This window comes from Streptomyces catenulae (assembly GCF_000718015.1).
In the GTDB taxonomy this organism is placed as follows: Bacteria; Actinomycetota; Actinomycetes; order Streptomycetales; family Streptomycetaceae; genus Streptomyces; species Streptomyces catenulae.
This window is the reverse complement of record NZ_JODY01000013.1, coordinates 80,720-101,933: the sequence shown is the minus strand read 5'-3', so window position 1 is coordinate 101,933 and position 21,214 is coordinate 80,720. Positions and strand designations below refer to the sequence as shown.

Sequence of the window (21,214 nt, the reverse complement as noted above, 5' to 3'; positions counted from 1 at the left end):
GTGTACCCCGTGTCGCAGATCACAGGAGGACGGGCATAGGATGCAGGCGGTCCGGGCTTGTGAACTGCCTCACATGCGCACGATCTCTGTGGGGCGAGCCCGGGCGGACCGCCATCCAGTCATCGTCGACTGAAGGGAGCGAGGACGGTGAACGCCTATGCGCCCATCCTCGTACTGGGAGCCCTCGGGGCAGGCTTTGCGATCTTCTCCGTCGTGATGGCCACGCTCGTCGGACCCAGGCGCTACAACCGGGCCAAGCTCGAAGCGTACGAATGCGGAATCGAGCCGACCCCGCAGCCGGCCGGCGGCGGTCGCTTCCCGATCAAGTACTACCTGACGGCGATGCTCTTCATCGTCTTCGACATCGAGATCGTCTTCCTCTACCCCTGGGCCGTCACCTTCGACGCCCTGGGGATTTTCGGGCTCGTCGAGATGCTCCTCTTCGCGCTCACCGTCTTCGTCGCCTACGCCTATGTATGGCGTCGCGGCGGCCTGGAATGGGACTAGGGGTCACCCATGGGACTTGAAGAGAAGCTGCCCAGCGGCTTTCTGCTGACCACCGTCGAACAGGCCGCGGGCTGGGTGCGCAAATCCTCCGTCTTCCCCGCCACCTTCGGGCTCGCCTGCTGCGCCATCGAGATGATGACGACCGGCGCCGGCCGTTACGACCTCGCCCGCTTCGGCATGGAGGTCTTCCGCGGCTCCCCGCGCCAGGCCGATCTGATGATCGTGGCCGGTCGGGTCAGCCAGAAGATGGCGCCGGTGCTGCGGCAGGTCTACGACCAGATGCCGAACCCCAAGTGGGTGATCTCCATGGGGGTTTGCGCCTCGTCGGGCGGGATGTTCAACAACTACGCCATTGTTCAGGGTGTCGATCATATTGTCCCTGTTGACATCTATTTGCCGGGATGCCCGCCGCGCCCCGAGATGCTGATGGATTCCATCCTCAAGCTCCACCAGAAGATCCAGGAGACCAAGCTCGGCGTCAATCAGCGGCAGGCGGCCCGTGAGGCGGAGGAAGCCGCGCTCAAGGCACTCCCGACGATCGAGATGAAGGGACTGCTGCGGTGAGCGAGCAGGACGACCCCAACGCGCCCGGCCAGAACGTCCCGGCCCAGCGCGACGACACCGGCGACCTGATCGCCACCCGCCGCGGCATGTTCGGCGCCGCGGGCGGCGGCGACACCTCCGGCTACGGCGGGCTGGTCCGCACCGTACGGCTGCCCGGCGCCAGCTCCCGGCCCTACGGCGGCTGGTTCGACGAGGTCGCCGACGAGTTGGAGGGCGCCCTGGAGGAACAGGGCCTGGTCCCCGCCACCGTCATCGACAAGACCGTCGTCGACCGCGACGAGCTGACCTTCCACATCGAGCGGGAGTACCTCCCGGTCGTCGCCCGCACCCTCCGCGACGACCCCGCGCTCCGCTTCGAACTGTGCACCGGCGTCAGCGCCGTCCACTTCCCCGACGACAAGGGCCGCGAGCTGCACGCCGTCTACCACCTGCGCTCGCTCACCCACAACCGGCTGATCCGGGTGGAGGTCTCGGCCCCCGACGCCGACCCGCACATCCCGTCGGTCGTCGACGTCTACCCGACCAACGACTGGCACGAGCGCGAGGCGTACGACTTCTTCGGCCTGGTCTTCGACGGCCACCCGGCGCTCACCCGGATCATGATGCCCGACGACTGGCAGGGCTTCCCGCAGCGCAAGGACTACCCGCTCGGCGGCATCCCCGTCGAGTACAAGGGCGCCCAGATCCCGGCTCCCGACCAGCGGAGGTCGTACAGCTGATGACTCCTTCCCCTTCCCCCGCCGAAGCGTCCGCCGCCCCCGGGCCGCGCGAGACGACCGAGGGCGCCGTCTACACCGTCACCGGCGGCGACTGGGACGAGATCGCGACGGCCGCCGCCGCGTCCGACGACGAACGCCTCATCGTCAACATGGGCCCCCAGCACCCCTCCACGCACGGCGTGCTGCGGCTCATCCTGGAGATCGACGGCGAGACCGTCACCGAGGCCCGCTGCGGCATCGGCTACCTCCACACCGGCATCGAGAAGAACCTCGAATACCGGACCTGGACCCAGGGCACGACGTTCGTCACGCGCATGGACTATCTGACGCCGTTCTTCAACGAGACGGCGTACTGCCTCGCGGTGGAGAAACTCCTCGGCATCACCGACCAGGTCCCCGACCGGGCCACCGTCATCCGCGTGATGCTGATGGAGCTCAACCGCCTCTCCTCCCACCTCGTGGCCATCGCCACCGGCGGCATGGAGCTGGGCGCCACCACCATCATGATCTACGGCTTCCGCGACCGGGAACTCGTCCTCGACCTCTACGAGTTGATCACCGGCCTGCGGATGAACCACGCGTACATCCGCCCCGGCGGCCTCGCCCAGGACCTCCCGCCCGGCGCCGTCGACCAGGTCCGCGCCTTCGTCAAGAAGATGCGGAAGAACCTCCCCGAGTACGACAAACTCGCCAGCGGCAACCCGGTGTTCAAGGGCCGCATGGAGGGCATCGGCCACCTCGACCTCGCCGGTTGCCTCGCCACCGGCGCCACCGGCCCCATCCTCCGCGCCGCCGGTCTCCCGCACGACCTGCGCAAGACCCAGCCGTACTGCGGTTACGAGACCTACGACTTCGAGGTGCCGACCGCCGACACCTGCGACGCCTACGGCCGCTTCCTGATCCGGCTGGAAGAGATGCGCCAGTCGCTGCGGATCGTCGAACAGTGCCTGGACCGGCTGGAGCCCGGGCCCGTGATGGTCGCCGACAAGAAGATCGCCTGGCCCGCGCAGCTCGCCCTCGGGCCGGACGGTCTGGGCAACAGCCTCGACCACATCAAGAAGATCATGGGCACCTCGATGGAAGCCCTCATCCACCACTTCAAGCTGGTCACCGAGGGCTTCCGGGTCCCCCCGGGCCAGGCGTACGCCGCCGTGGAGTCCCCCAAGGGCGAACTGGGCGTGCACGCCGTCAGCGACGGCGGCACCCGCCCCTACCGCGTGCACTTCCGCGATCCGTCCTTCACCAACCTGCAGGCCATGGCGGCCATGTGCGAAGGCGGCCAGGTCGCCGACGTCATCGTCGCCGTCGCATCCATCGACCCCGTGATGGGAGGCGTCGACCGGTGACCGAGAACGCTGCGACGAGCCTGGGCATGCCCTCGCTCCCCGCCCCCGACTACCCGGACGACGTCCGCACCCGGTTGGAGACCGACGCCGCGGAGGTGATCGCCCGCTACCCCGGCTCCCGCTCCGCGCTGCTGCCGCTGCTCCACCTCGTCCAGGCGGAGGAGGGGCACGTCACCCGCACCGGCATCCGCTTCTGCGCCGACCGGCTCGGGCTGACCACCGCCGAGGTCACCGCCGTCGCCACCTTCTACTCCATGTACCGGCGCGCGGACGGCGGCGACTACCAGGTCGGCGTCTGCACCAACACGCTCTGCGCGGTGATGGGCGGCGACGCCATCTTCGAGCAGCTCCAGGAGCATCTGGGCATCGGCAACGGCGAGACCACCGAGGACGGCGCCGTCACCCTCGAACACATCGAGTGCAACGCCGCCTGCGACTACGCGCCCGTCGTGATGGTGAACTGGGAGTTCTTCGACAACCAGACGCCGCAGTCCGCCCAGCGCCTCGTCGACGACCTGCGCGCCGGACGCACCGTCGAACCCACCCGCGGCGCCCCGCTCTGCACCTTCAAGGAGACCTCCCGGATCCTCGCCGGATTCCCCGACACGCGCCCCGGCGCCGTCGAGGCCACCGGCGGCGCCGGGCCCGCCTCCCTCATCGGGCTCCGCCTGGCGAAGGGCGAGGCGGCACCGGGCCGCGGCGCCGACCACGTCATCGCCCCGCGCGCCACCGCCGACGGCGGCGAGCACCCCGGCGAACACCCGCCCGGCGAACCGCCGTCGGGCGCCCCCGGCGAGCAGGCGTCCCCGGCGCACCCCAGCTCCCACGACGCGCCCCAGCAGACCTCGGCCTCCGACGAGCGGCACCCGGCCGGACCCGAAGCCGAGGAGGGGAAGTGATGACGGTGGCAGCCGAGGTCGACGAAACCAGCCCGCAGAAACTCCTCGCGCCGGTGCTCTCCGCCTTCTGGGACCAGCCCGGCTCCTGGACCCTGGACACCTACCGCCGCCACGACGGCTACGAAGGTCTCCGCAAGGCCCTCGCCATGGCCCCCGACGACGTCATCGCGTACATCAAGGACGCCGGACTGCGCGGACGCGGCGGCGCGGGCTTCCCCACCGGCATGAAATGGCAGTTCATCCCGCAGGGCGACGGCAAACCGCACTACCTCGTCGTCAACGCCGACGAATCCGAACCGGGCACCTGCAAGGACATCCCCCTCCTCTTCGCCAACCCGCACTCCCTCATCGAGGGCATCGTGATCGCCTGCCACGCGATCCGCTCCCAGCACGCCTTCATCTATCTGCGCGGCGAGGTCGTCCCCGTCCTGCGCCGTCTGCACGAGGCGGTCCGCGAGGCGTACGCGGCGGGCTACCTCGGCACGGACATCCTCGGCTCCGGTCTCGATGTGGACGTCACCGTGCACGCCGGTGCCGGTGCGTACATCTGTGGTGAGGAGACCGCGCTGCTCGACTCGCTGGAGGGCCGTCGCGGACAGCCCCGGCTGCGCCCTCCCTTCCCCGCGGTGGAGGGCCTGTACGCCTGCCCCACCGTGGTGAACAACGTCGAGTCCATCGCGTCGGTTCCCGCCCTCGTCCACCGCGGCAAGGACTGGTTCCGTTCGATGGGCAGCGAGAAGTCGCCCGGCTTCACGCTCTACTCCCTCAGTGGCCATGTCGCGAGCCCCGGCCAGTACGAGGCGCCGCTCGGCATCACGCTGCGCCAACTCCTCGACATGAGCGGCGGGATGCGCCCCGGCCACCGCCTGAAGTTCTGGACGCCGGGCGGCTCCTCCACCCCGATGTTCACCGAGGAGCACCTCGACGTCCCCCTCGACTACGAGGGCGTCGGCGCCGCCGGATCGATGCTCGGCACCAAGGCGCTCCAGTGCTTCGACGAGACCACCTGCGTGGTCCGCGCGGTCACCCGCTGGACGGAGTTCTACGCCCACGAGTCCTGCGGCAAGTGCACCCCCTGCCGGGAGGGCACCTACTGGCTCGTCCAACTGCTCCGCGACATCGAGGCGGGCAAGGGGCGGGCGGGCGATCTCGACAAACTCAACGACATCGCCGACAACATCAACGGCAAGTCGTTCTGCGCCCTCGGTGACGGCGCCGCCTCGCCGATCTTCTCCTCCCTCAAGTACTTCCGTGAGGAGTACGAGCAGCACCTGAACGGCAGGGGCTGCCCCTTCGATCCCGCCAGGTCGACCGCCTGGGCCGACAACGACGCTCACCTGGGGGTGAACGCATGACCGTCACCACGAACGCCCCCCACGACGGGGGCGGCGAGGCGGCGAAACCGCCCGAGGACCTCGTCACGCTGACGATCGACGGCGTGCAGCTCTCCGTCCCCAAGGGGACGCTGGTCATCCGCGCCGCCGAACTCCTCGGCATCGAGATCCCGCGCTTCTGCGACCACCCGCTGCTCGACCCGGCGGGCGCCTGCCGTCAGTGCATCGTCGAGGTCGAGGGCCAGCGCAAGCCGATGGCCTCCTGCACCATCACCTGCACCGAGGGCATGGTCGTCCGGACGCAGCTGACCTCGCCGGTCGCCGAGAAGGCCCAGCGCGGCGTCATGGAGCTGCTGCTCATCAACCACCCGCTGGACTGCCCGGTCTGCGACAAGGGCGGCGAATGCCCGCTGCAGAACCAGGCGATGCAGGTCGGCGACCCGGAGAGCCGGTTCGAGGGCCGCAAGCGGACGTACGAGAAGCCGGTCGCGATCTCCCCGCAGGTCCTGCTCGACCGGGAACGCTGTGTGCTGTGCGCCCGCTGCACCCGCTTCAGCAACCAGATCGCCGGTGACCCGATGATCGAGCTGATCGAGCGCGGCGCCCTCCAGCAGGTCGGCACCGGCGACGGCGACCCGTTCGTCTCGTACTTCTCCGGCAACACCATCCAGATCTGCCCGGTCGGCGCCCTCACCTCCGCCGCCTACCGCTTCCGCTCCCGCCCCTTCGACCTGGTGTCGTCGCCGAGCGTCTGCGAGCACTGCGCCGGGGGCTGCGCCACCCGCACCGACCACCGCCGCGGCAAGGTCATGCGCCGACTGGCCGCCGACGACCCGGAGGTCAACGAGGAGTGGATCTGCGACAAGGGCCGCTTCGCCTTCCGGTACGCGCAGCAGCGCGACCGGCTGGAGAGCCCCTTCGTCCGCAACGCCGACACCGGTGAGCTGGAGCCCGCCAGCTGGCCCGAGGCGCTGGCCGCCGCCGCCCGCGGTCTCGCCACAGCCCACGGCCGCACCGGCGTGCTGACCGGCGGCCGCCTCACCGTCGAGGACGCCTACGCGTACGCCAAGTTCGCCCGCACCGTCCTCGGCACCCACGACGTCGACTTCCGGGCCCGCCCGCACAGCGCGGAGGAGGCCGAGTTCCTGGCCTCCCGGGTCGCCGGGCGCGGGCTCGACCTCGACGGGGGCGGTGTCACGTACACCGCGCTGGAGCAGGCGCCCGCCGTCCTGCTCGCCGGGATCGAGGCGGAGGAGGAGGCGCCCGGCGTCTTCCTGCGGCTGCGCAAGGCGCACCGCAAGCGCGGCCAGCACACCTACGGGCTCGCCCCGTACGCCACCCGCGGGCTGCTCAAGACCGGCGGCACGCTGCTGCCCGCCGCCCCCGGCACCGAGACCGAATGGCTCGACGCGCTCGCCGGGGGCGTCGGTCTCGACGGCGACGGGCGCGAGGCGGCCGAGGCGCTGCGGGCGGAGGGCGCCGTCCTCGTCGTCGGCGAACGCCTCGCCACCGTGCCCGGCGCGCTGACCGCCGCGGTCCGCCTGGCCACCGCCACCGGCGCCCGCCTGGTGTGGATCCCGCGGCGCGCCGGGGAGCGCGGCGCCGTCGAGGCGGGCGCCCTGCCCGGGCTGCTGCCCGGCGGCCGCCCCGCCACCGACCCGCGGGCCCGTGAGGAGACCGCCGCGATCTGGGGCGTGGCCGAGCTGCCGTCCGGGTCCGGCCGCGCCACCGGCGAGATCGTCGAGGCGGCGGCCACCGGCGCGTTGGGCGCCCTGCTCGTCGGCGGCGTGGAGGTCGCCGACCTGCCGGACCCGGCCCGCGCCACCGCCGCCCTCGACGCCGTCGGCTTCCTGGTCAGCCTGGAGCTGCGGCCGTCCGCCGTCACCGACCGCGCCGACGTCGTCCTCCCCGTGGCCGCCGTCGTCGAGAAGGACGGCACCTTCCTCAACTGGGAGGGCCGGGCCCGGATGTTCGAGGCGGCGCTCAAACCGGACCAGATGACCCGGCGCCACCTCCAGGCCGACGCCCGGGTCCTCCACATGCTGGCCGATGCGCTCGGTACGCCGCTGGGGCTGCCCGATGTGCACGCCGTCCGCCGGGAGCTGGACCGTTTCGGCGGGCGCCCCGGCCCGTACGCCGCCGACCCGCTGGCGACCGGCCGCCCGGTGCCGCGCCCCGAGCCGGGTGAGGCGGTGCTCGCCGGGCACCGCCTCCTGCTCGACCAGGGGAAGCTCCAGGACGGCGACGAGGCGCTGACCGGCACCCGCCGACCGCCCGCGGCGCGGCTCTCCGCCGCCACCGCGCGGGAGACCGGCGTCGCCGAGGGCGCGCTGCTGGCGGTCACCGGACCGGCGGGCACCGTCGAACTGCCGCTGCACATCACGCCGATGCCCGACCGGGTCGTCTGGCTGCCGCTGAACTCCACCGGCGGTGGCGTGGCGGCCGACACCGGCGCGCGCCCCGGCGAACCGGTCACGATCGCCGCCGTCCCCGGAGCCCCGGCGACGGCCGAGGAGGTGGACGCATGATGCCGCAACTCGCCCTCGGCACCACGGCGCTGGCCCAGGAAGACCTGTCGATGTTCGGCCGCGACCCGTGGTGGCTGATCGTCATCAAGGCGGTCTTCTGCTTCGCCTTCCTGATGCTGACCGTGCTGTTCTCCATCGTCTGGGAGCGCAAGGTCGTCGCCTGGATGCAGCTGCGCATCGGCCCCAACCGGCACGGTCCGTGGGGGATGCTCCAGTCCCTCGCCGACGGCATCAAGCTGATGCTCAAGGAGGACCTGGTCGTCAAGCGGGCGGACAAGGCGGTCTACATCCTCGCGCCGGTCGTCGCCGCGATCCCCGCCTTCATGGCCATCGCGGTGATCCCCTTCGGCCCCGCGGGCAACGAGATCTCCATCTTCGGCCACCGCACCCCGATGCAGCTGACCGATCTGCCGATCGGCATCCTCTACATCCTGGCCACCGCCTCCGTCGGCATCTACGGCATCGTCCTGGCGGGTTGGTCGTCCGGCTCGACGTATCCGCTGCTCGGCGGGCTCCGCTCGTGCGCGCAGATGATCTCGTACGAGATCGCGATGGGCATGTCCTTCGCGGCGGTCTTCCTCTACTCCGGTTCGATGTCGACGTCGACGATCGTGGAGTCGCAGCAGAGCCGCTGGTACGTGCTGTTGCTGCCGGTGTCGTTCATCATCTACATCGTCGCGATGGTCGGGGAGACCAACCGGGCGCCGTTCGACATGCCGGAGTCCGAGGGCGACCTCGTCGGCGGCTTCAACACCGAGTACTCGTCCATCAAGTTCGCGATGTTCATGCTCGCCGAGTACATCAACATGGTCACCGTCTCGGCGGTCGCCATCACCCTCTTCCTCGGCGGCTGGCGCGCCCCGTGGCCGATCTCCACGTTCTGGGAGGGCGCCAACCACGGCTGGTGGCCGCTGCTGTGGTTCACCCTCAAGGTGCAGCTGCTGCTGTTCTTCTTCATCTGGCTGCGCGGCACGCTGCCCCGGGTCCGCTACGACCAGTTCATGAAGCTGGGCTGGAAGGTCCTGATCCCGGTCTCGCTGCTCTGGCTGATGCTCGTCGCCACCGTCCGCGCCCTGAAGAACGAGGGCCACGACTTCCAGCAGATCGTCCTGTACGTCGCCGGAGCCGCCGTCGCCCTGCTGTTGATCTCCCTGGTCGTGGACTTCTTCCGGCGCGGCTCCGCCCCGGACGGCAAGGAGCCGGACGGTGCGGAGGACGGCGCCTTCGACCCGATGGCGGGCGGTTTCCCCGTCCCGCCGCTGCCCGGACAGGAGGTGCCGCCGGTGCCGCGCCGACGGCCGCGCCAGGAGCGCGAGTTGATTGTCAGTGGTCGGGTGGACACTGTCAGTGACGTTGAGGGAACGGACGGAAAGGGGGGCGACGGTGCCTGAGTTCCAGAACCCTGTGGCCGGCTTCGGCGTGACCTTCAAGGCCATGTTCAAGAAGCGGCTGACCGAGCAGTACCCGGAGGAGAAGAAGCCGACGGCGCCCCGCTTCCACGGCCGCCATCAGCTCAACCGCCACCCGGACGGCCTGGAGAAATGCGTCGGCTGCGAGCTGTGCGCCTGGGCCTGCCCCGCCGACGCCATCTACGTCGAGGGCGCCGACAACACCGACGAGGAGCGCTACTCCCCGGGCGAGCGCTACGGCCGCGTCTACCAGATCAACTACCTGCGCTGCATCCTGTGCGGCCTGTGCGTGGAGGCGTGCCCGACCCGCGCGCTGACCATGACCAACGAGTACGAACTCGCCGACAGGTCCCGTGAATCGCTCATCTACACCAAGGAGGAGCTGCTCGCGGGCCTGGAGGACACCATGGTCGACACCCCGCACGCGATCTTCCCCGGGATGACGGAGAAGGACTACTACAGGGGCCTCGTCACCGAGGCCGCCCCCGGCACGGTCCGTCAGACCGCCCACAGCAAGGGCGAGATGCCCCAGGAAGCGGCCCACACCACCGGGGAGAACGAACCGGCATCCCCGGAGGTGATCGAACGATGAACTCCCTCGCCGCCGCGGCCTCCACCGGCGAGGCCGTGCAATTCTGGATCCTCGGCACCGTCGCCGTCGTCGGCGCGCTCTGCACGATCCTGATGAAGCGCGCCGTCCACAGCGCCCTCTCGCTCGCCGGCACCATGATCGTCCTGGCGGTCTTCTACCTCGCCAACGGCGCCTACTTCCTCGGCGTCGTCCAGATCGTCGTCTACACCGGCGCGATCATGATGCTCTTCCTCTTCGTCGTGATGCTCGTCGGTGTCACCGCCGCGGACTCCCTCAAGGAGACGCTGAAGGGCCAGCGCTGGCTGGCCGCCGGGCTGGGCGTCGGCTTCGGCATCCTCCTCATCGCCGGTATCGGCAACGCCTCGCTGAAGGAGTTCAACGGCCTCGGCGACGCCAACGCCGGGGGCAACGTCCAGGGGCTGGCCGCCCTGATCTTCACCAAGTACGTCTTCGCCTTCGAGGTCACCGGCGCCCTGCTGATCACCGCCGCCGTCGGCGCGATGGTCCTCACCCACCGCGAGCGCACCGAGCGCACCCCGTCCCAGCGGGAGCAGTCGCTCGCCCGCATCAAGGACGGCAAGCAGGTGACGCCCCTCCCGGCTCCGGGTGTCTACGCCCGCCACAACGCCGTCGACATCCCGGGCCTGCTGCCCGACGGCACCCCGTCCGAGCTGACCGTCAACCCGACGCTCCGCGAGCGCGGCCAGATCCGTGACGTCTCCCAGGAAGCCCTCGCCGAGCTGAAGGCCCTGGAGCAGCGGTCGCAGGAGTGGCTCGGCCGCGGCGGCTCCGAGTCCCCGGCCGCCCCGACCACCACACCGGCGGCACCGAAGGAGGAAGCCGGAAAATGAACCCGGTCTACTACCTCTACCTCGCCGCCCTGTTGTTCACCATCGGCGCGGCAGGCGTGCTGATCAGGCGGAACGCCATCGTGGTGTTCATGTGCATCGAGCTGATGCTCAACGCCTGCAACCTCGCCTTCGTCACCTTCTCCCGTCTGCACGGCAATCTCGACGGCCAGATCATCGCCTTCTTCACGATGGTCGTCGCCGCAGCCGAGGTCGTCGTCGGGCTGGCGATCATCGTGACGATCTTCCGCACCCGTCATACGGCCTCGGTCGACGACGCCAGCCTGATGAAGCTGTAAGGGGTCGCACAAAGTGGAGAACTTGATCGCGCTGCTCATCGCGGCACCGCTGGTCGGTGCGGCCCTGCTGCTGTGCGGCGGGAAACGCCTCGACCGCACCGGCCACTGGATCGGCACGCTCCTCGCGGTCGCCTCCTTCGCCGTCGCCGCCGTCCTCTTCACCGACATGCTCGGCCGGGCCACCGATGACCGCGCCCTGCACCAGCACCTGTTCACCTGGATCCCGGTCGGCGGCTTCCACGCCGACATCGCCTTCCAGCTCGACCAGTTGTCGATGACCTTCGTCCTGCTGATCACCGGGGTCGGTTCGCTGATCCACCTTTATTCGGTCGGCTACATGGCGCACGACGAACGGCGCCGCCGCTTCTTCGGTTATCTCAACCTCTTCCTCGCGGCGATGCTGCTGCTCGTCCTCGCCGACAACTACCTGCTGCTCTACGTCGGCTGGGAGGGCGTCGGCCTCGCGTCGTACCTGCTCATCGGCTTCTGGCAGCACAAGCCCAGCGCCGCCACCGCCGCGAAGAAGGCGTTCCTCGTCAACCGCGTCGGTGACGTCGGCCTCTCCATCGCGATCATGCTGCTGTTCACCACCTTCGGCACCTTCGCGTTCGCCCCGGTCCTCGACGCCGCGGGCACGGCGGGCTCCGCGGGCGAGGGCAAGGTCACCGCCATCGCGCTGATGCTGCTGCTGGCCGCCTGCGGCAAGTCCGCCCAGGTGCCGCTGCAGTCCTGGCTCGGGGACGCGATGGAGGGCCCGACCCCGGTCTCCGCCCTCATCCACGCCGCGACCATGGTCACCGCGGGCGTCTACCTCATCACCCGCTCCGGGGCGCTCTTCGACGCCGCGCCCGCGGCCCAGACGGCGGTCGTCGCGGTCGGTGCCGTCACGCTCCTCTTCGGTGCGATCGTCGGTTGCGCCAAGGACGACATCAAGAAGGCCCTCGCCGGGTCCACGATGTCGCAGATCGGCTACATGATCATGGCCGCCGGGCTCGGCCCGATCGGCTACGCCTTCGCGATCATGCACCTCGTCACCCACGGCTTCTTCAAGGCGGGGCTCTTCCTCGGCGCCGGTTCGGTGATGCACGGGATGAACGACGAGGTCGACATGAGGCGGTACGGCGGACTGCGCAAGCACATGCCGGTCACCTTCATCACCTTCGGCCTCGGCTATCTCGCCATCATCGGCTTCCCCGGCCTCTCCGGCTTCTTCTCCAAGGACAAGATCATCGAGGCGGCGTTCGCCAAGGGCGGCACCGAGGGCCTGATCCTCGGCGGCGCGGCCCTCCTCGGCGCCGCGATCACCGCGTTCTACATGACCCGCGTGATGCTGATGACCTTCTTCGGCGAGAAGCGCTGGGATCCGGACGAGGTCCATCCGCACGAATCCCCGAAGACGATGACCATCCCGATGATCGTCCTCGCCTTCGGATCGGTCTTCGCCGGTGGCCTGTTCAGCATCAACGAAGCCTTCGTCCACTGGCTGGAGCCGGTCACCTCCCTCGCCCACGGCCACCCGCCGTTCGGCGCGACGGTCACCACCGCCGCCACCGTCGTCGTCCTCCTCATCGGTGTCGCCACCGCCTGGCTGATGTACGGCCGCAGGCCCGTACCGGCCACCGCGCCCCGCGGCTCGGTGCTCACCCGCGCCGCCCGCCGCGACCTCCTCCAGGACGACTTCAACCACGTCGTCCTGGTCCGCGGCGGCACCCATCTGACCGACACCCTCGTCCGCCTCGACCACACCCTCGTCGACGGCGCCGTCACCGGCACGGCCGTCACCATGGGCGGACTCTCCGGACTCCTGCGCCGGTTGCAGAACGGCTTCGTCCGTTCCTACGCCGCCCAAATGGTCGGCGGGGCCGCCGTCCTCGTCGCCGTGACCCTGCTGATGAGGGGTGTCTGACCCGTGGCAGATCTCTCGTTCCCCCTGCTGACCTGCGCCGCCGCGCTCCCGGCGGTCGGCGCCGTCGCCACCGCCGCGCTCCCAGCGGCCCGGCGCACCGCCGCCAAATGGGTCGCGCTGCTCTTCTCCGTCGCCACCTTCGCGCTGGCCCTGGTCATCGCGTTCCGCTTCGACCCCGGCGCCAAGGGACCGTTCCAACTCACCGAGTCCCACGCCTGGATCGCCGACTTCGGCGTCCGCTACGAACTCGGCGTGGACGGCATCGCGGTCGCCCTGATCGCCCTGACGGCGCTGCTCATCCCGTTCGTCATCCTCGCGGGCTGGCACGACGCGGACACCCTGGAGGAGGCCCGGCCCAACCGCCGCTGGCGTCCCACCCAGGGCTTCTTCGCGCTGATCCTCGCCGTCGAGGCGATGGTGATCCTCTCCTTCGAGGCCACCGACGTCTTCCTCTTCTACCTCTTCTTCGAAGCCATGCTCATCCCGATGTACTTCCTCATCGGCGGCTTCGGCGACGGCGCGAGCGGCGCCGACGAGGGCGAGGCGGCGGCCCGGCGGGCGAGCGCCGCGGTGAAGTTCCTGCTCTACAACCTCGCCGGTGGCCTCATCATGCTCGCCGCGGTCATCGGTCTCTACGCCGTCACCGCCGATCAGCTCGGCACCGGCACCTTCTCGCTCCAGCAGATCGTCCAGGCGCGGGCCTCCGGCCATCTCACCCTCGGCACCGGCACCGAACGCCTGCTCTTCCTCGGCTTCTTCTTCGCCTTCGCGGTGAAGGCGCCGCTGTGGCCGCTGCACACCTGGCTGCCGGGCGCCATGGGCGAGTCGACGTCACCCGTCGCGGTGCTGATCACCGCGGTGGTCGACAAGGTCGGCACCTTCGCGATGCTCCGCTTCTGCCTCCAGCTCTTCCCCCAGGCCAGCAGCTGGGCCACCCCGGTCATCCTGGTCCTGGCGCTGATCAGCATCCTCTACGGCGCGCTGCTCGCGGTCGCCCAGCGGGACATCAAGCGTCTGATCGCGTACGCCTCGATCTCCCACTTCGGCTTCATCATCCTGGGCATCTTCGCCATGACCTCCCAGGGCCAGGGCGGCGCCACCCTCTACATGGTCAACCACGGCATCTCCACCGCCGCGTTGATGCTGGTCGCCGGGTTCCTCATCAGCCGCCGCGGCTCCCGGCTCATCGCCGACTACGGCGGGGTGCAGAAGGCCGCGCCGCTGCTCGCCGGTACCTTCCTCGTCGGCGGTCTGGCCACCCTGTCGCTGCCGGGGCTCGCCCCGTTCGTCAGCGAATTCCTCGTCCTCGTCGGCACGTTCAGCCGCTATCCGGTCATCGGCATCATCGCCACCGTCGGCATCGTCCTCGCCGCGCTCTACGTCCTCGTCCTCTACCAACGGACGATGACGGGCCCGCCCAAGGACGACGAGGTCCGCGCCCTCCCGGATCTGCGCGTGCGGGAGCTGGTCGTCGTCGGTCCGCTGATCGCCCTGCTGCTCTTCCTCGGCGTGTACCCCAAGCCGCTGACCGACCTCGTCAACCCCGCGGTCGACCACACCCTCTCCGTCGTGGACAAGCAGGACCCCAAGCCCGAGGTGCGGGTGGACGCGGTGCCCGGGCACCACCGGGCCGGTCACCCCGCGCACCACCACGATGCGGAGGCCGCGAAGTGAACCCCGTGACAGACATCCACACCCTGTGGACAACGGCGGCCGAGGCGCCCGGGCGGATCCCGGCCCCGCACATCGAGTACGCCCAGCTCTCCCCGACGCTGATCGTTTTCGGCGCCGCGATCATCGGCGTCCTCGTCGAGGCGTTCCTGCCCCGTCGCCACCGCCACACCGTCCAACTGCTGCTCGCCGTCCTGGCGCTGGCCGCCGGGTTCGCCGCGGTCGTCGGCCTCGCCGCGGGCGGCTTCGCCACCACCAAGGCGCACCTCGCGGCGATGGGCGCGCTCGCCGTGGACGGCCCCGCGCTCTTCCTCCAGGGCACCATCCTGCTGGTCTCCCTGGTCGCGGTCTTCACCTTCGCCGAGCGCCGTCTCGACCCGGCGAGCCACGGCAAACGCGTCGACTCGTTCGCCGCGCAGGCGGCCGCCGTCCCCGGTGGCGCGGCCGAGCAGGCGGCGGTCAAGGCGGGGTTCACCACCTCCGAGGTCTTCCCGATCCTGCTGTTCGCCGTCGGCGGCATGCTGATCTTCCCCGCCGCCAACGACCTGCTGACTCTCTTCGTCGCGCTGGAGGTCTTCTCCCTCCCGCTCTACATCCTCTGCGCCCTCGCCCGCCGCCAGCGCCTGCTCTCCCAGGAAGCCGCCCTCAAGTACTTCCTGCTCGGCGCGTTCTCCTCGGCGTTCCTCCTCTTCGGCATCGCGCTGCTCTACGGCTACGCCGGTACCGTCACCTACGCGGGTATCGCCGAGGTCATCGCGGACGGCACCAAGCAGATCGACCCGGCCCTCGCGGGCACGATGGGCAATGACGCGCTGCTGCTCATCGGCGGTGCGCTCGTCCTGATGGGGCTGCTCTTCAAGGTCGGCGCCGTCCCCTTCCACATGTGGACGCCGGATGTCTACCAGGGCGCCCCGACCCCGGTCACCGGCTTCATGGCCGCCGCCACCAAGGTCGCCGCCTTCGGTGCGCTGCTGCGGCTGCTGTACGTGGTCCTGCCCGGGATGCGGTGGGACTGGCGGCCGGTGATGTGGGGCGTCGCGATCGTCACGATGCTGGGCGGCGCGATCGTCGCCATCACCCAGACCGACATCAAGCGGCTGCTGGCGTACTCCTCCATCGCCCACGCCGGGTTCATCCTGGCCGGTGTCCTCGCGACCACCCAGGACGGCATCTCGTCGGTCCTCTTCTACCTCGCCGCGTACTCCTTCGTGACGCTCGGCGCGTTCGCCGTCGTCACGCTGGTCCGCGACGCCGGGGGAGAGGCGACGCAGCTGTCCAAGTGGGCGGGGCTCGGGCGCCGTTCACCGCTGGTCGCGGCGGTCTTCGCGGTGTTCCTGCTGGCCTTCGCCGGTATTCCGCTGACCTCCGGCTTCGCCGGGAAGTTCGCCGTCTTCAAGGCGGCGGCGCAGAGCGGTGCCGGTTGGCTCGTCGTCATCGGTGTGCTGTCGTCGGCCATCGCGGCGTTCTTCTACATCCGCGTGATCGTGCTGATGTTCTTCAACGAGCCGAAGGCGGACGGCCCGTCGGTCGCGGTGCCCAGCCCGCTCACCACGACCGCCATCGCCCTCGGCGTGGTCGTCACGCTGGTGCTCGGTCTGGCACCGCAGTACTTCCTGGATCTCGCGGGGCAGGCGGGCACCTTCGTCCGCTGACCCGCCGGATCCGCTCGTACCCGGCCGCCGCCCGGTCCCTTCCGCAGGGGCCGGGCGGCGGCCGTCGTACGGACCGGGCTCAGGTGCCGTTCGGGGCGCCGCTGGGCAGCTCCGGCAGGTCGGGGATCTTCACCTTGCCGTCCGCGGAGCGCTGGTACTTCTCCGTCGGGCCGCCCTTCCAGCTGACGGTCAGGCTCTTGCCGTCCGTGCCGGGCTTGAGGGTGCCCATGGTGCGGCTGGTGTCGCCGTCGGTGCACTTCAGCGCCACCATCGACATGCCGCCCATCTGCTGGACCTTGCCCAGGCAACCGGCCTTGTGGCCGCGGCTGAGGGCGGCGGTGCCGTTCTTGAACACCAGGATGAGCGGCTCGCCGCCCTCCTCGGTCTCCCAGGCGCCCTCCACCGCCGCGCCCTCGGCGGGCTTGCCGCCCGCGTCGGGGGCCGACGGCGCGGACGCCCCTCCGGCCGGTTCGTCCTCGGAGCTGCCGCTGCTGCCGCAGCCGCTGAGCAGCATCGCGGCGAGGGCGGCCGCTCCGGCGATCTGCGCTGCCTTACGCACCTACGTCTCCTCGTTCGGTGGTGAGTTGGGGAGCCGTGAGGCTAGCAGGAGGGGTGTGGAGGCGAGGTGACGATCGTGCGCCCGCCACCGCCGCCGCTCCCCTCGCCGTCCTCGTCCGCGGGGCCCGGGACCTGCGGGTCAGGGCGCCGCCGGTGCGGGGAGGACGCGGCCGGTGACCTCGCCCAGTCCGATGCGGGCGCCGCCTGGGCCGGGGGCCCAGGCGGTCAGGGTGACCTCGTCGCCGTCCTGGAGGAACGGGCCCTTGCCCTCGGTGAGTTCGAGGAGGCAGCCGAGTTGGTCCCGCCCGGGGCCGGAGACCGTACCGGAGGCGTAGAGGTCGCCGGTGCGCAGCGAGGCGCCGTTGACGGTCATATGGGTCAGCTGCTGGGCGGCCGTCCAGTACATCGAGGCGAACGGGGGCCGGGAGACCGTCTCGCCGTTGATCTGCACCTCGATGCGCAGATCGATGCCGCCGGGCTCGGCCGCCGTGTCGTCGAGGTAGGGCAGCAGCGGGAAGTCGCGGGCGGGCGGGGCGGTGCGGGCGTCGTCGAAGGCGTCGAGCGGGGTGATCCACGCGGAGACGGAGGTGGCGAAGGACTTGCCGAGGAACGGGCCGAGCGGGACGTACTCCCATGCCTGGATGTCGCGGGCGGACCAGTCGTTGACCAGGCAGACGCCGAAGACGTGGTCGCGGAAGGACTCCAGGGCGACCGGCTCGTGGAGCGTGGAGGGGGTGCCGACGACGAAGCCGACCTCGGCCTCTATGTCGAGACGGCGGGAGGGGCCGAACGTCGGCGCGGCGTCGGTGGGGGCCTTGCGCTGGCCGTTGGGGCGGACGACGGGGGTGCCCGAGACGACGACCGTCCCGGCGCGGCCGTGGTAGCCGATCGGCAGATGCTTCCAGTTCGGCGGGAGGGCGGCGTCGTTCGGGCGGAAGATCTTGCCGACGTTGGTGGCGTGGTGCTCGCTGGCGTAGAAGTCGACGTAGTCGGCGACGTCGAAGGGCAGGTGGAGGGTGACGTCGTCCAGGGGGTGCAGCAGCGGGGTGACGGCGGGGCGGTGCGCGGGGTCGGTCAGCGCGGCGCGGACGGCGGCCCGGACCTCCGTCCACACCGGTCGTCCGGCGGCCAGCAGGGGGTTGAGGGTCGGGGCGGCGAGCACCTCGGCGTGGGCGGGGCGCAGCGGCTCGGGCAGTGCGCTCAGATCGAGGACGTACCGGCCGTGGCGGACGCCGAGGCGGCGCACCGCGGGCTCCGCGGCGGTGCTGAACACGCCGTAGGGCAGGGTGTGCGGGCCGAAGGGATCGCCTTCGGGGAGGTCGAACGGGCTCTGCTCGGACATGACAGCTCCTCGCGTTCGTCGTCACCGGCGGGCGCGGCGTGGTGGCCCCGCCCGCCCGGCCGGTGGCCGTGGGGTCGATCAGCAGACTACGGCCCGTCCCGCGGTCGCCGTGGGCCCTGTGGACAACTCCTCGGGTGCCTGCTCAGGTGGGGGAAGGGGAGCGGGCGCCGGGTGGACGGGGTCGCGCGCCCGCGCCGCCCGCGCGGAGGCGGAGCCGTCCCGGGCGCGCGGGTCCCGGGGCGCCCCGGTTCCCGTCCCGTCGTGGTCCGCACCCCGTCCGATTCATGCCATACAGGGGAAAAAGGGGTCCTGGAACATACCGGGCACAGGGCTGGTCGGCTGCCGATGGGGTTCGGGGGGCGGGCGCTCACGGTGATCGAACTGGGACCGGATACGCTGGCGGGCGGTGGAGACAGCGACAGATCGACATTCCGTTTGATCGTCAGCAGACAGGAGTACCCCTCGTGACCGTCGTCGGGCCCTTCGGGCTGAGCGTGCGGGACCAGGCTCTTGAGGCCGATGTCCAGGCCGGGTTGGCGGCTGTCGAGGAGGGCCTGCTGGAGGCCACCAAAAGCGACGTGCCGTTCATCACCGAGTCCGCACAGCATCTCGTCCGCGCGGGCGGCAAGCGGTTCCGGCCGCTGCTCGTCACCCTCGCCGCACAGTTCGGCGATCCCTACGCCCCCGGTGTCGTGCCCTCGGCCGTCGTCGTGGAGCTGACGCATCTGGCGACGCTGTACCACGACGACGTGATGGACGAGGCGGACGTGCGCCGCGGTGTGGCCAGCGCCAACGCCCGCTGGGGCAACTCCCTCGCCGTCCTGACCGGCGACTTCCTCTTCGCCCGCGCCTCGCACATGCTCGCCGACCTCGGGCCCGACGCGGTCCGTATCCAGGCCGAGGCGTTCGAGCGGCTGGTGACCGGCCAGATCCTGGAGACCGCGGGGCCGCGCGACGGGCGCGACCCGGTCGACCACTACCTGGACGTCCTCGCCGGGAAGACCGGTTCGCTGGTCGCCGTGGCCTGCCGGTTCGGCGCGATGATGTCCGGCGCCGACGAGAACACCGTCGGCATCCTCACCCAGTACGGCGAGCGGCTGGGCACCGCCTTCCAGCTCGCCGACGACGTGCTCGACATCGCCAGCGATTCCCACGAGTCCGGCAAGACGCCCGGCACCGACCTGCGGGAGGGCGTCGCCACCCTGCCGGTGCTGCATCTGCGGGCCCGTGCCGAGGGCCCGTCCGGCACCGCCGAGGACCGCGCCCTGTGCGAGCTGCTCGCCGGTGACCTCACCGACGACGCCCGGCACGCCGAGGCGCTCGCCGGGCTCCGCGCCCACCCCGCCCTGGAGCAGGCCCGCCGGGACACCGTCCGCCACGCGCAGGAGGCCCGCGCCGTGCTGGCGCCGCTGCCGGACTGCACGGCGAAGACGGCGCTGGAGAGCCTCTGCGACGCCGTGGTGCACCGGGCCGGCTGACCCGGGGCGGCGTGCCGCGTCCGGTCCCCGGGGACCGGACGGTCCGCCTCCCGTTGCCCCGGTCTCAGGGGTCGTGTCACCCTCCCGGTGGAGGCGTGCCGCCGTGCGCTGACCGGATGTCATACCCCAGCAGGAGGACGGGTTGGCTCCGTGGGTTGACGCGGCGTTCCGGTCGTTTTGGTGGGATGAGATCACCACAACGCGGCGGTACGGCCACGAAGGGGCCCGGGGGACCGGTGCGCAGCGCGGGCCCGCCGCTCATGACCGGAGGTAGGCACATGCCACGGAACGAACCGACAGACGCCACCGCGGGCCGCCCGGTCCCGGAGGGGGACGTCCCGGTGAAGCGCCGCAAGGCCGTCCGGTACGGGGCTCCCGTCGCGGTGGCGGCGGTGGTCGCGGCGACGGTCGGGCTGGTCCCGGCGTTCGCCGGATCCGGCTCACCCGACCTGCCGAAGATCACGGCGCAGCAGCTCCTCGCCAAGATGGCCGGGTCCGACACCCAGCAGCTGTCCGGCACCGTCCGTGTCACCACGGACCTGGGCCTGCCGTCGCTGCCGGGCGCGGGCGGCGCGCTGCCGGGCCTCGGCGCGGGCGGCTCCGGCGAGGGCGACGGCTCCCCGCAGGCGCCGCGGAACAAGCTGATGGAGCTGGCGTCCGGCTCCCACACCCTGCGCGTCGCGGCCGACGGCCCCGACCGGCAGCGCGTCACCTTCGTCGACGGCCGTGCCGAGTACAGCCTGATCCACGACGGCGACCGCAGCTGGGCGTACGACGGCGGCAGCAACACCGCCGTCCGCTCCGAGCGGCCCAAGGGCGCGGCGCACACCCAGCGGCCCGGTGCGGGGCTGCCGCGCGATCTCGCCGGTGCCACCCCGCAGGAGCTGGCCCGGCAGGCGCTGAAGGCCGCGGGGGACACCACCTCCGTCACCGTCGGCGGCACCGAGAAGGTCGCCGGGCGGGACGCGTACCAGCTGGTGCTGACGCCCAAGCAGTCCGGATCGACGGTCGGCTCGGTCCGGATCGCGGTGGACGCCGCCAAGGGCGTGCCGCTGAAGTTCTCCCTGCTGCCCCGGAGCGGCGGCGCCGCGGTCGTCGACGCGGGCTTCACCACCGTCGACTTCGCCCGCCCGGCCGCCTCGTCGTTCGCTCCACCCGGCGGCGCGAAGATCGTCGACGGTACGCGGCCGACCCCGGGCAAGGGCCACGGCTCCCCGGGCTTCGAAGGCTTCAAGGAGTTCCACGGCGGCAAGGGCCCGCGGAACGCCACCGGCCCGCACGGTGTCACGGTGCTGGGCAAGGGCTGGACGGGTGTCGCGGTGCTCAAGGGCGGCGGCTCCCTGCCGACCGGCAAGGGCGGCGCGGCGGCCTTCCTCGACAGCCTCGGCGAGCAGGTCCACGGCGACTTCGGCTCCGGCCATGTCTTCAGCACCCGCCTGGTCAACGCCCTGATGACCGACGACGGCACCGTCTACGTCGGCGCCGTCGACCGGCAGACCCTCGTGAAGACGGCGAACACGGCCGCCAAGTAGTCCCACGGCCCCGGGGACGCGCGGCACGGC

At 71.2% G+C, this 21,214-nt stretch carries 18 protein-coding genes; 16 read left to right on the top strand and 2 right to left on the bottom strand.

Translation table 11 applies throughout. The annotated features are described in order from the left end of the window. The first annotated feature begins 147 nt into the window (after positions 1 to 147). Genes IF23_RS0114410 through nuoN form a run of 14 tightly spaced genes read left to right on the top strand, consistent with a single transcriptional unit; the run spans position 148 to position 16,274 of the window. Complete coding sequence (locus IF23_RS0114410) at positions 148 to 507, top strand: NADH-quinone oxidoreductase subunit A (RefSeq protein ID WP_030283567.1); 360 nt, start codon at positions 148 to 150, stop codon at positions 505 to 507. A gap of 9 nt (positions 508 to 516) precedes the next feature. Then, positions 517 to 1,071, top strand: a complete 555-nt coding sequence (locus IF23_RS0114405; protein ID WP_030283565.1) for a NuoB/complex I 20 kDa subunit family protein — start codon at positions 517 to 519, stop codon at positions 1,069 to 1,071. Next, positions 1,068 to 1,790 carry an NADH-quinone oxidoreductase subunit C gene (locus tag IF23_RS0114400; protein WP_030283563.1) on the top strand — a complete coding sequence of 241 codons (723 nt, stop codon included), beginning with the start codon at positions 1,068 to 1,070 and terminating at the stop codon, positions 1,788 to 1,790. The genes IF23_RS0114405 and IF23_RS0114400 overlap by 4 nt, the downstream gene beginning before the upstream one ends. Next, entirely contained in the window at positions 1,790 to 3,136 is a 1,347-nt protein-coding gene (locus tag IF23_RS0114395) for an NADH-quinone oxidoreductase subunit D (RefSeq protein WP_030283561.1), read from the top strand. The genes IF23_RS0114400 and IF23_RS0114395 overlap by 1 nt, the downstream gene beginning before the upstream one ends. A gap of 26 nt (positions 3,137 to 3,162) precedes the next feature. Beyond that, positions 3,163 to 4,035 carry an NADH-quinone oxidoreductase subunit NuoE gene (gene nuoE, locus IF23_RS0114390; protein ID WP_030283559.1) on the top strand — a complete coding sequence of 291 codons (873 nt, stop codon included), beginning with the start codon at positions 3,163 to 3,165 and terminating at the stop codon, positions 4,033 to 4,035. Then, the gene (nuoF, locus tag IF23_RS0114385) at positions 4,035 to 5,390 is read left to right on the top strand and encodes an NADH-quinone oxidoreductase subunit NuoF (RefSeq protein WP_030283557.1); all 1,356 of its coding nucleotides are present in this window, start codon (positions 4,035 to 4,037) and stop codon (positions 5,388 to 5,390) included. Before nuoE ends, nuoF begins: the two co-directional genes overlap by 1 nt. Next, the gene (locus IF23_RS0114380; RefSeq protein ID WP_030283556.1) at positions 5,387 to 7,897 is read left to right on the top strand and encodes an NADH-quinone oxidoreductase subunit G; all 2,511 of its coding nucleotides are present in this window, start codon (positions 5,387 to 5,389) and stop codon (positions 7,895 to 7,897) included. Before nuoF ends, IF23_RS0114380 begins: the two co-directional genes overlap by 4 nt. Beyond that, positions 7,894 to 9,288, top strand: coding sequence for an NADH-quinone oxidoreductase subunit NuoH (gene nuoH, locus IF23_RS0114375; RefSeq protein ID WP_030283554.1), 1,395 nt, complete (start codon positions 7,894 to 7,896; stop codon positions 9,286 to 9,288). Before IF23_RS0114380 ends, nuoH begins: the two co-directional genes overlap by 4 nt. Beyond that, positions 9,281 to 9,898 carry an NADH-quinone oxidoreductase subunit NuoI gene (gene nuoI / locus IF23_RS0114370; RefSeq protein ID WP_030283552.1) on the top strand — a complete coding sequence of 206 codons (618 nt, stop codon included), beginning with the start codon at positions 9,281 to 9,283 and terminating at the stop codon, positions 9,896 to 9,898. The genes nuoH and nuoI overlap by 8 nt, the downstream gene beginning before the upstream one ends. Continuing rightward, positions 9,895 to 10,749, top strand: a complete 855-nt coding sequence (locus IF23_RS0114365; RefSeq protein WP_030283550.1) for an NADH-quinone oxidoreductase subunit J — start codon at positions 9,895 to 9,897, stop codon at positions 10,747 to 10,749. The genes nuoI and IF23_RS0114365 overlap by 4 nt, the downstream gene beginning before the upstream one ends. Next, positions 10,746 to 11,045, top strand: coding sequence for an NADH-quinone oxidoreductase subunit NuoK (nuoK, locus tag IF23_RS0114360; protein WP_030283548.1), 300 nt, complete (start codon positions 10,746 to 10,748; stop codon positions 11,043 to 11,045). Before IF23_RS0114365 ends, nuoK begins: the two co-directional genes overlap by 4 nt. A gap of 13 nt (positions 11,046 to 11,058) precedes the next feature. Beyond that, positions 11,059 to 12,951, top strand: coding sequence for an NADH-quinone oxidoreductase subunit L (nuoL, locus tag IF23_RS0114355; RefSeq protein WP_030283546.1), 1,893 nt, complete (start codon positions 11,059 to 11,061; stop codon positions 12,949 to 12,951). Positions 12,952 to 12,954: 3 nt separating this feature from the next. Next, positions 12,955 to 14,625, top strand: a complete 1,671-nt coding sequence (locus IF23_RS0114350; RefSeq protein ID WP_030283544.1) for an NADH-quinone oxidoreductase subunit M — start codon at positions 12,955 to 12,957, stop codon at positions 14,623 to 14,625. Between the two features lie 5 nt (positions 14,626 to 14,630). Next, the gene (gene nuoN / locus IF23_RS0114345; protein WP_425423839.1) at positions 14,631 to 16,274 is read left to right on the top strand and encodes an NADH-quinone oxidoreductase subunit NuoN; all 1,644 of its coding nucleotides are present in this window, start codon (positions 14,631 to 14,633) and stop codon (positions 16,272 to 16,274) included. A 79-nt stretch (positions 16,275 to 16,353) separates the two neighbouring features. Here nuoN and IF23_RS0114340 read toward each other — a convergent pair whose 3' ends face one another. Then, positions 16,354 to 16,833 carry a hypothetical protein gene (locus IF23_RS0114340; protein WP_030283542.1) on the bottom strand — a complete coding sequence of 160 codons (480 nt, stop codon included), beginning with the start codon at positions 16,831 to 16,833 and terminating at the stop codon, positions 16,354 to 16,356. Between the two features lie 138 nt (positions 16,834 to 16,971). After that, positions 16,972 to 18,174: a fumarylacetoacetase gene (fahA, locus tag IF23_RS0114335; protein WP_030283541.1), complete on the bottom strand. Its 1,203-nt coding sequence runs from the start codon at positions 18,172 to 18,174 to the stop codon at positions 16,972 to 16,974. Positions 18,175 to 18,638: 464 nt separating this feature from the next. Here fahA and IF23_RS0114330 point away from each other — a divergent pair, with 464 nt between their 5' ends. After that, positions 18,639 to 19,652, top strand: a complete 1,014-nt coding sequence (locus IF23_RS0114330) for a polyprenyl synthetase family protein (protein ID WP_030283539.1) — start codon at positions 18,639 to 18,641, stop codon at positions 19,650 to 19,652. Positions 19,653 to 19,930: 278 nt separating this feature from the next. Continuing rightward, positions 19,931 to 21,184, top strand: coding sequence for a LolA family protein (locus IF23_RS0114325; protein WP_030283537.1), 1,254 nt, complete (start codon positions 19,931 to 19,933; stop codon positions 21,182 to 21,184). The last annotated feature ends 30 nt before the right edge of the window (positions 21,185 to 21,214 follow it).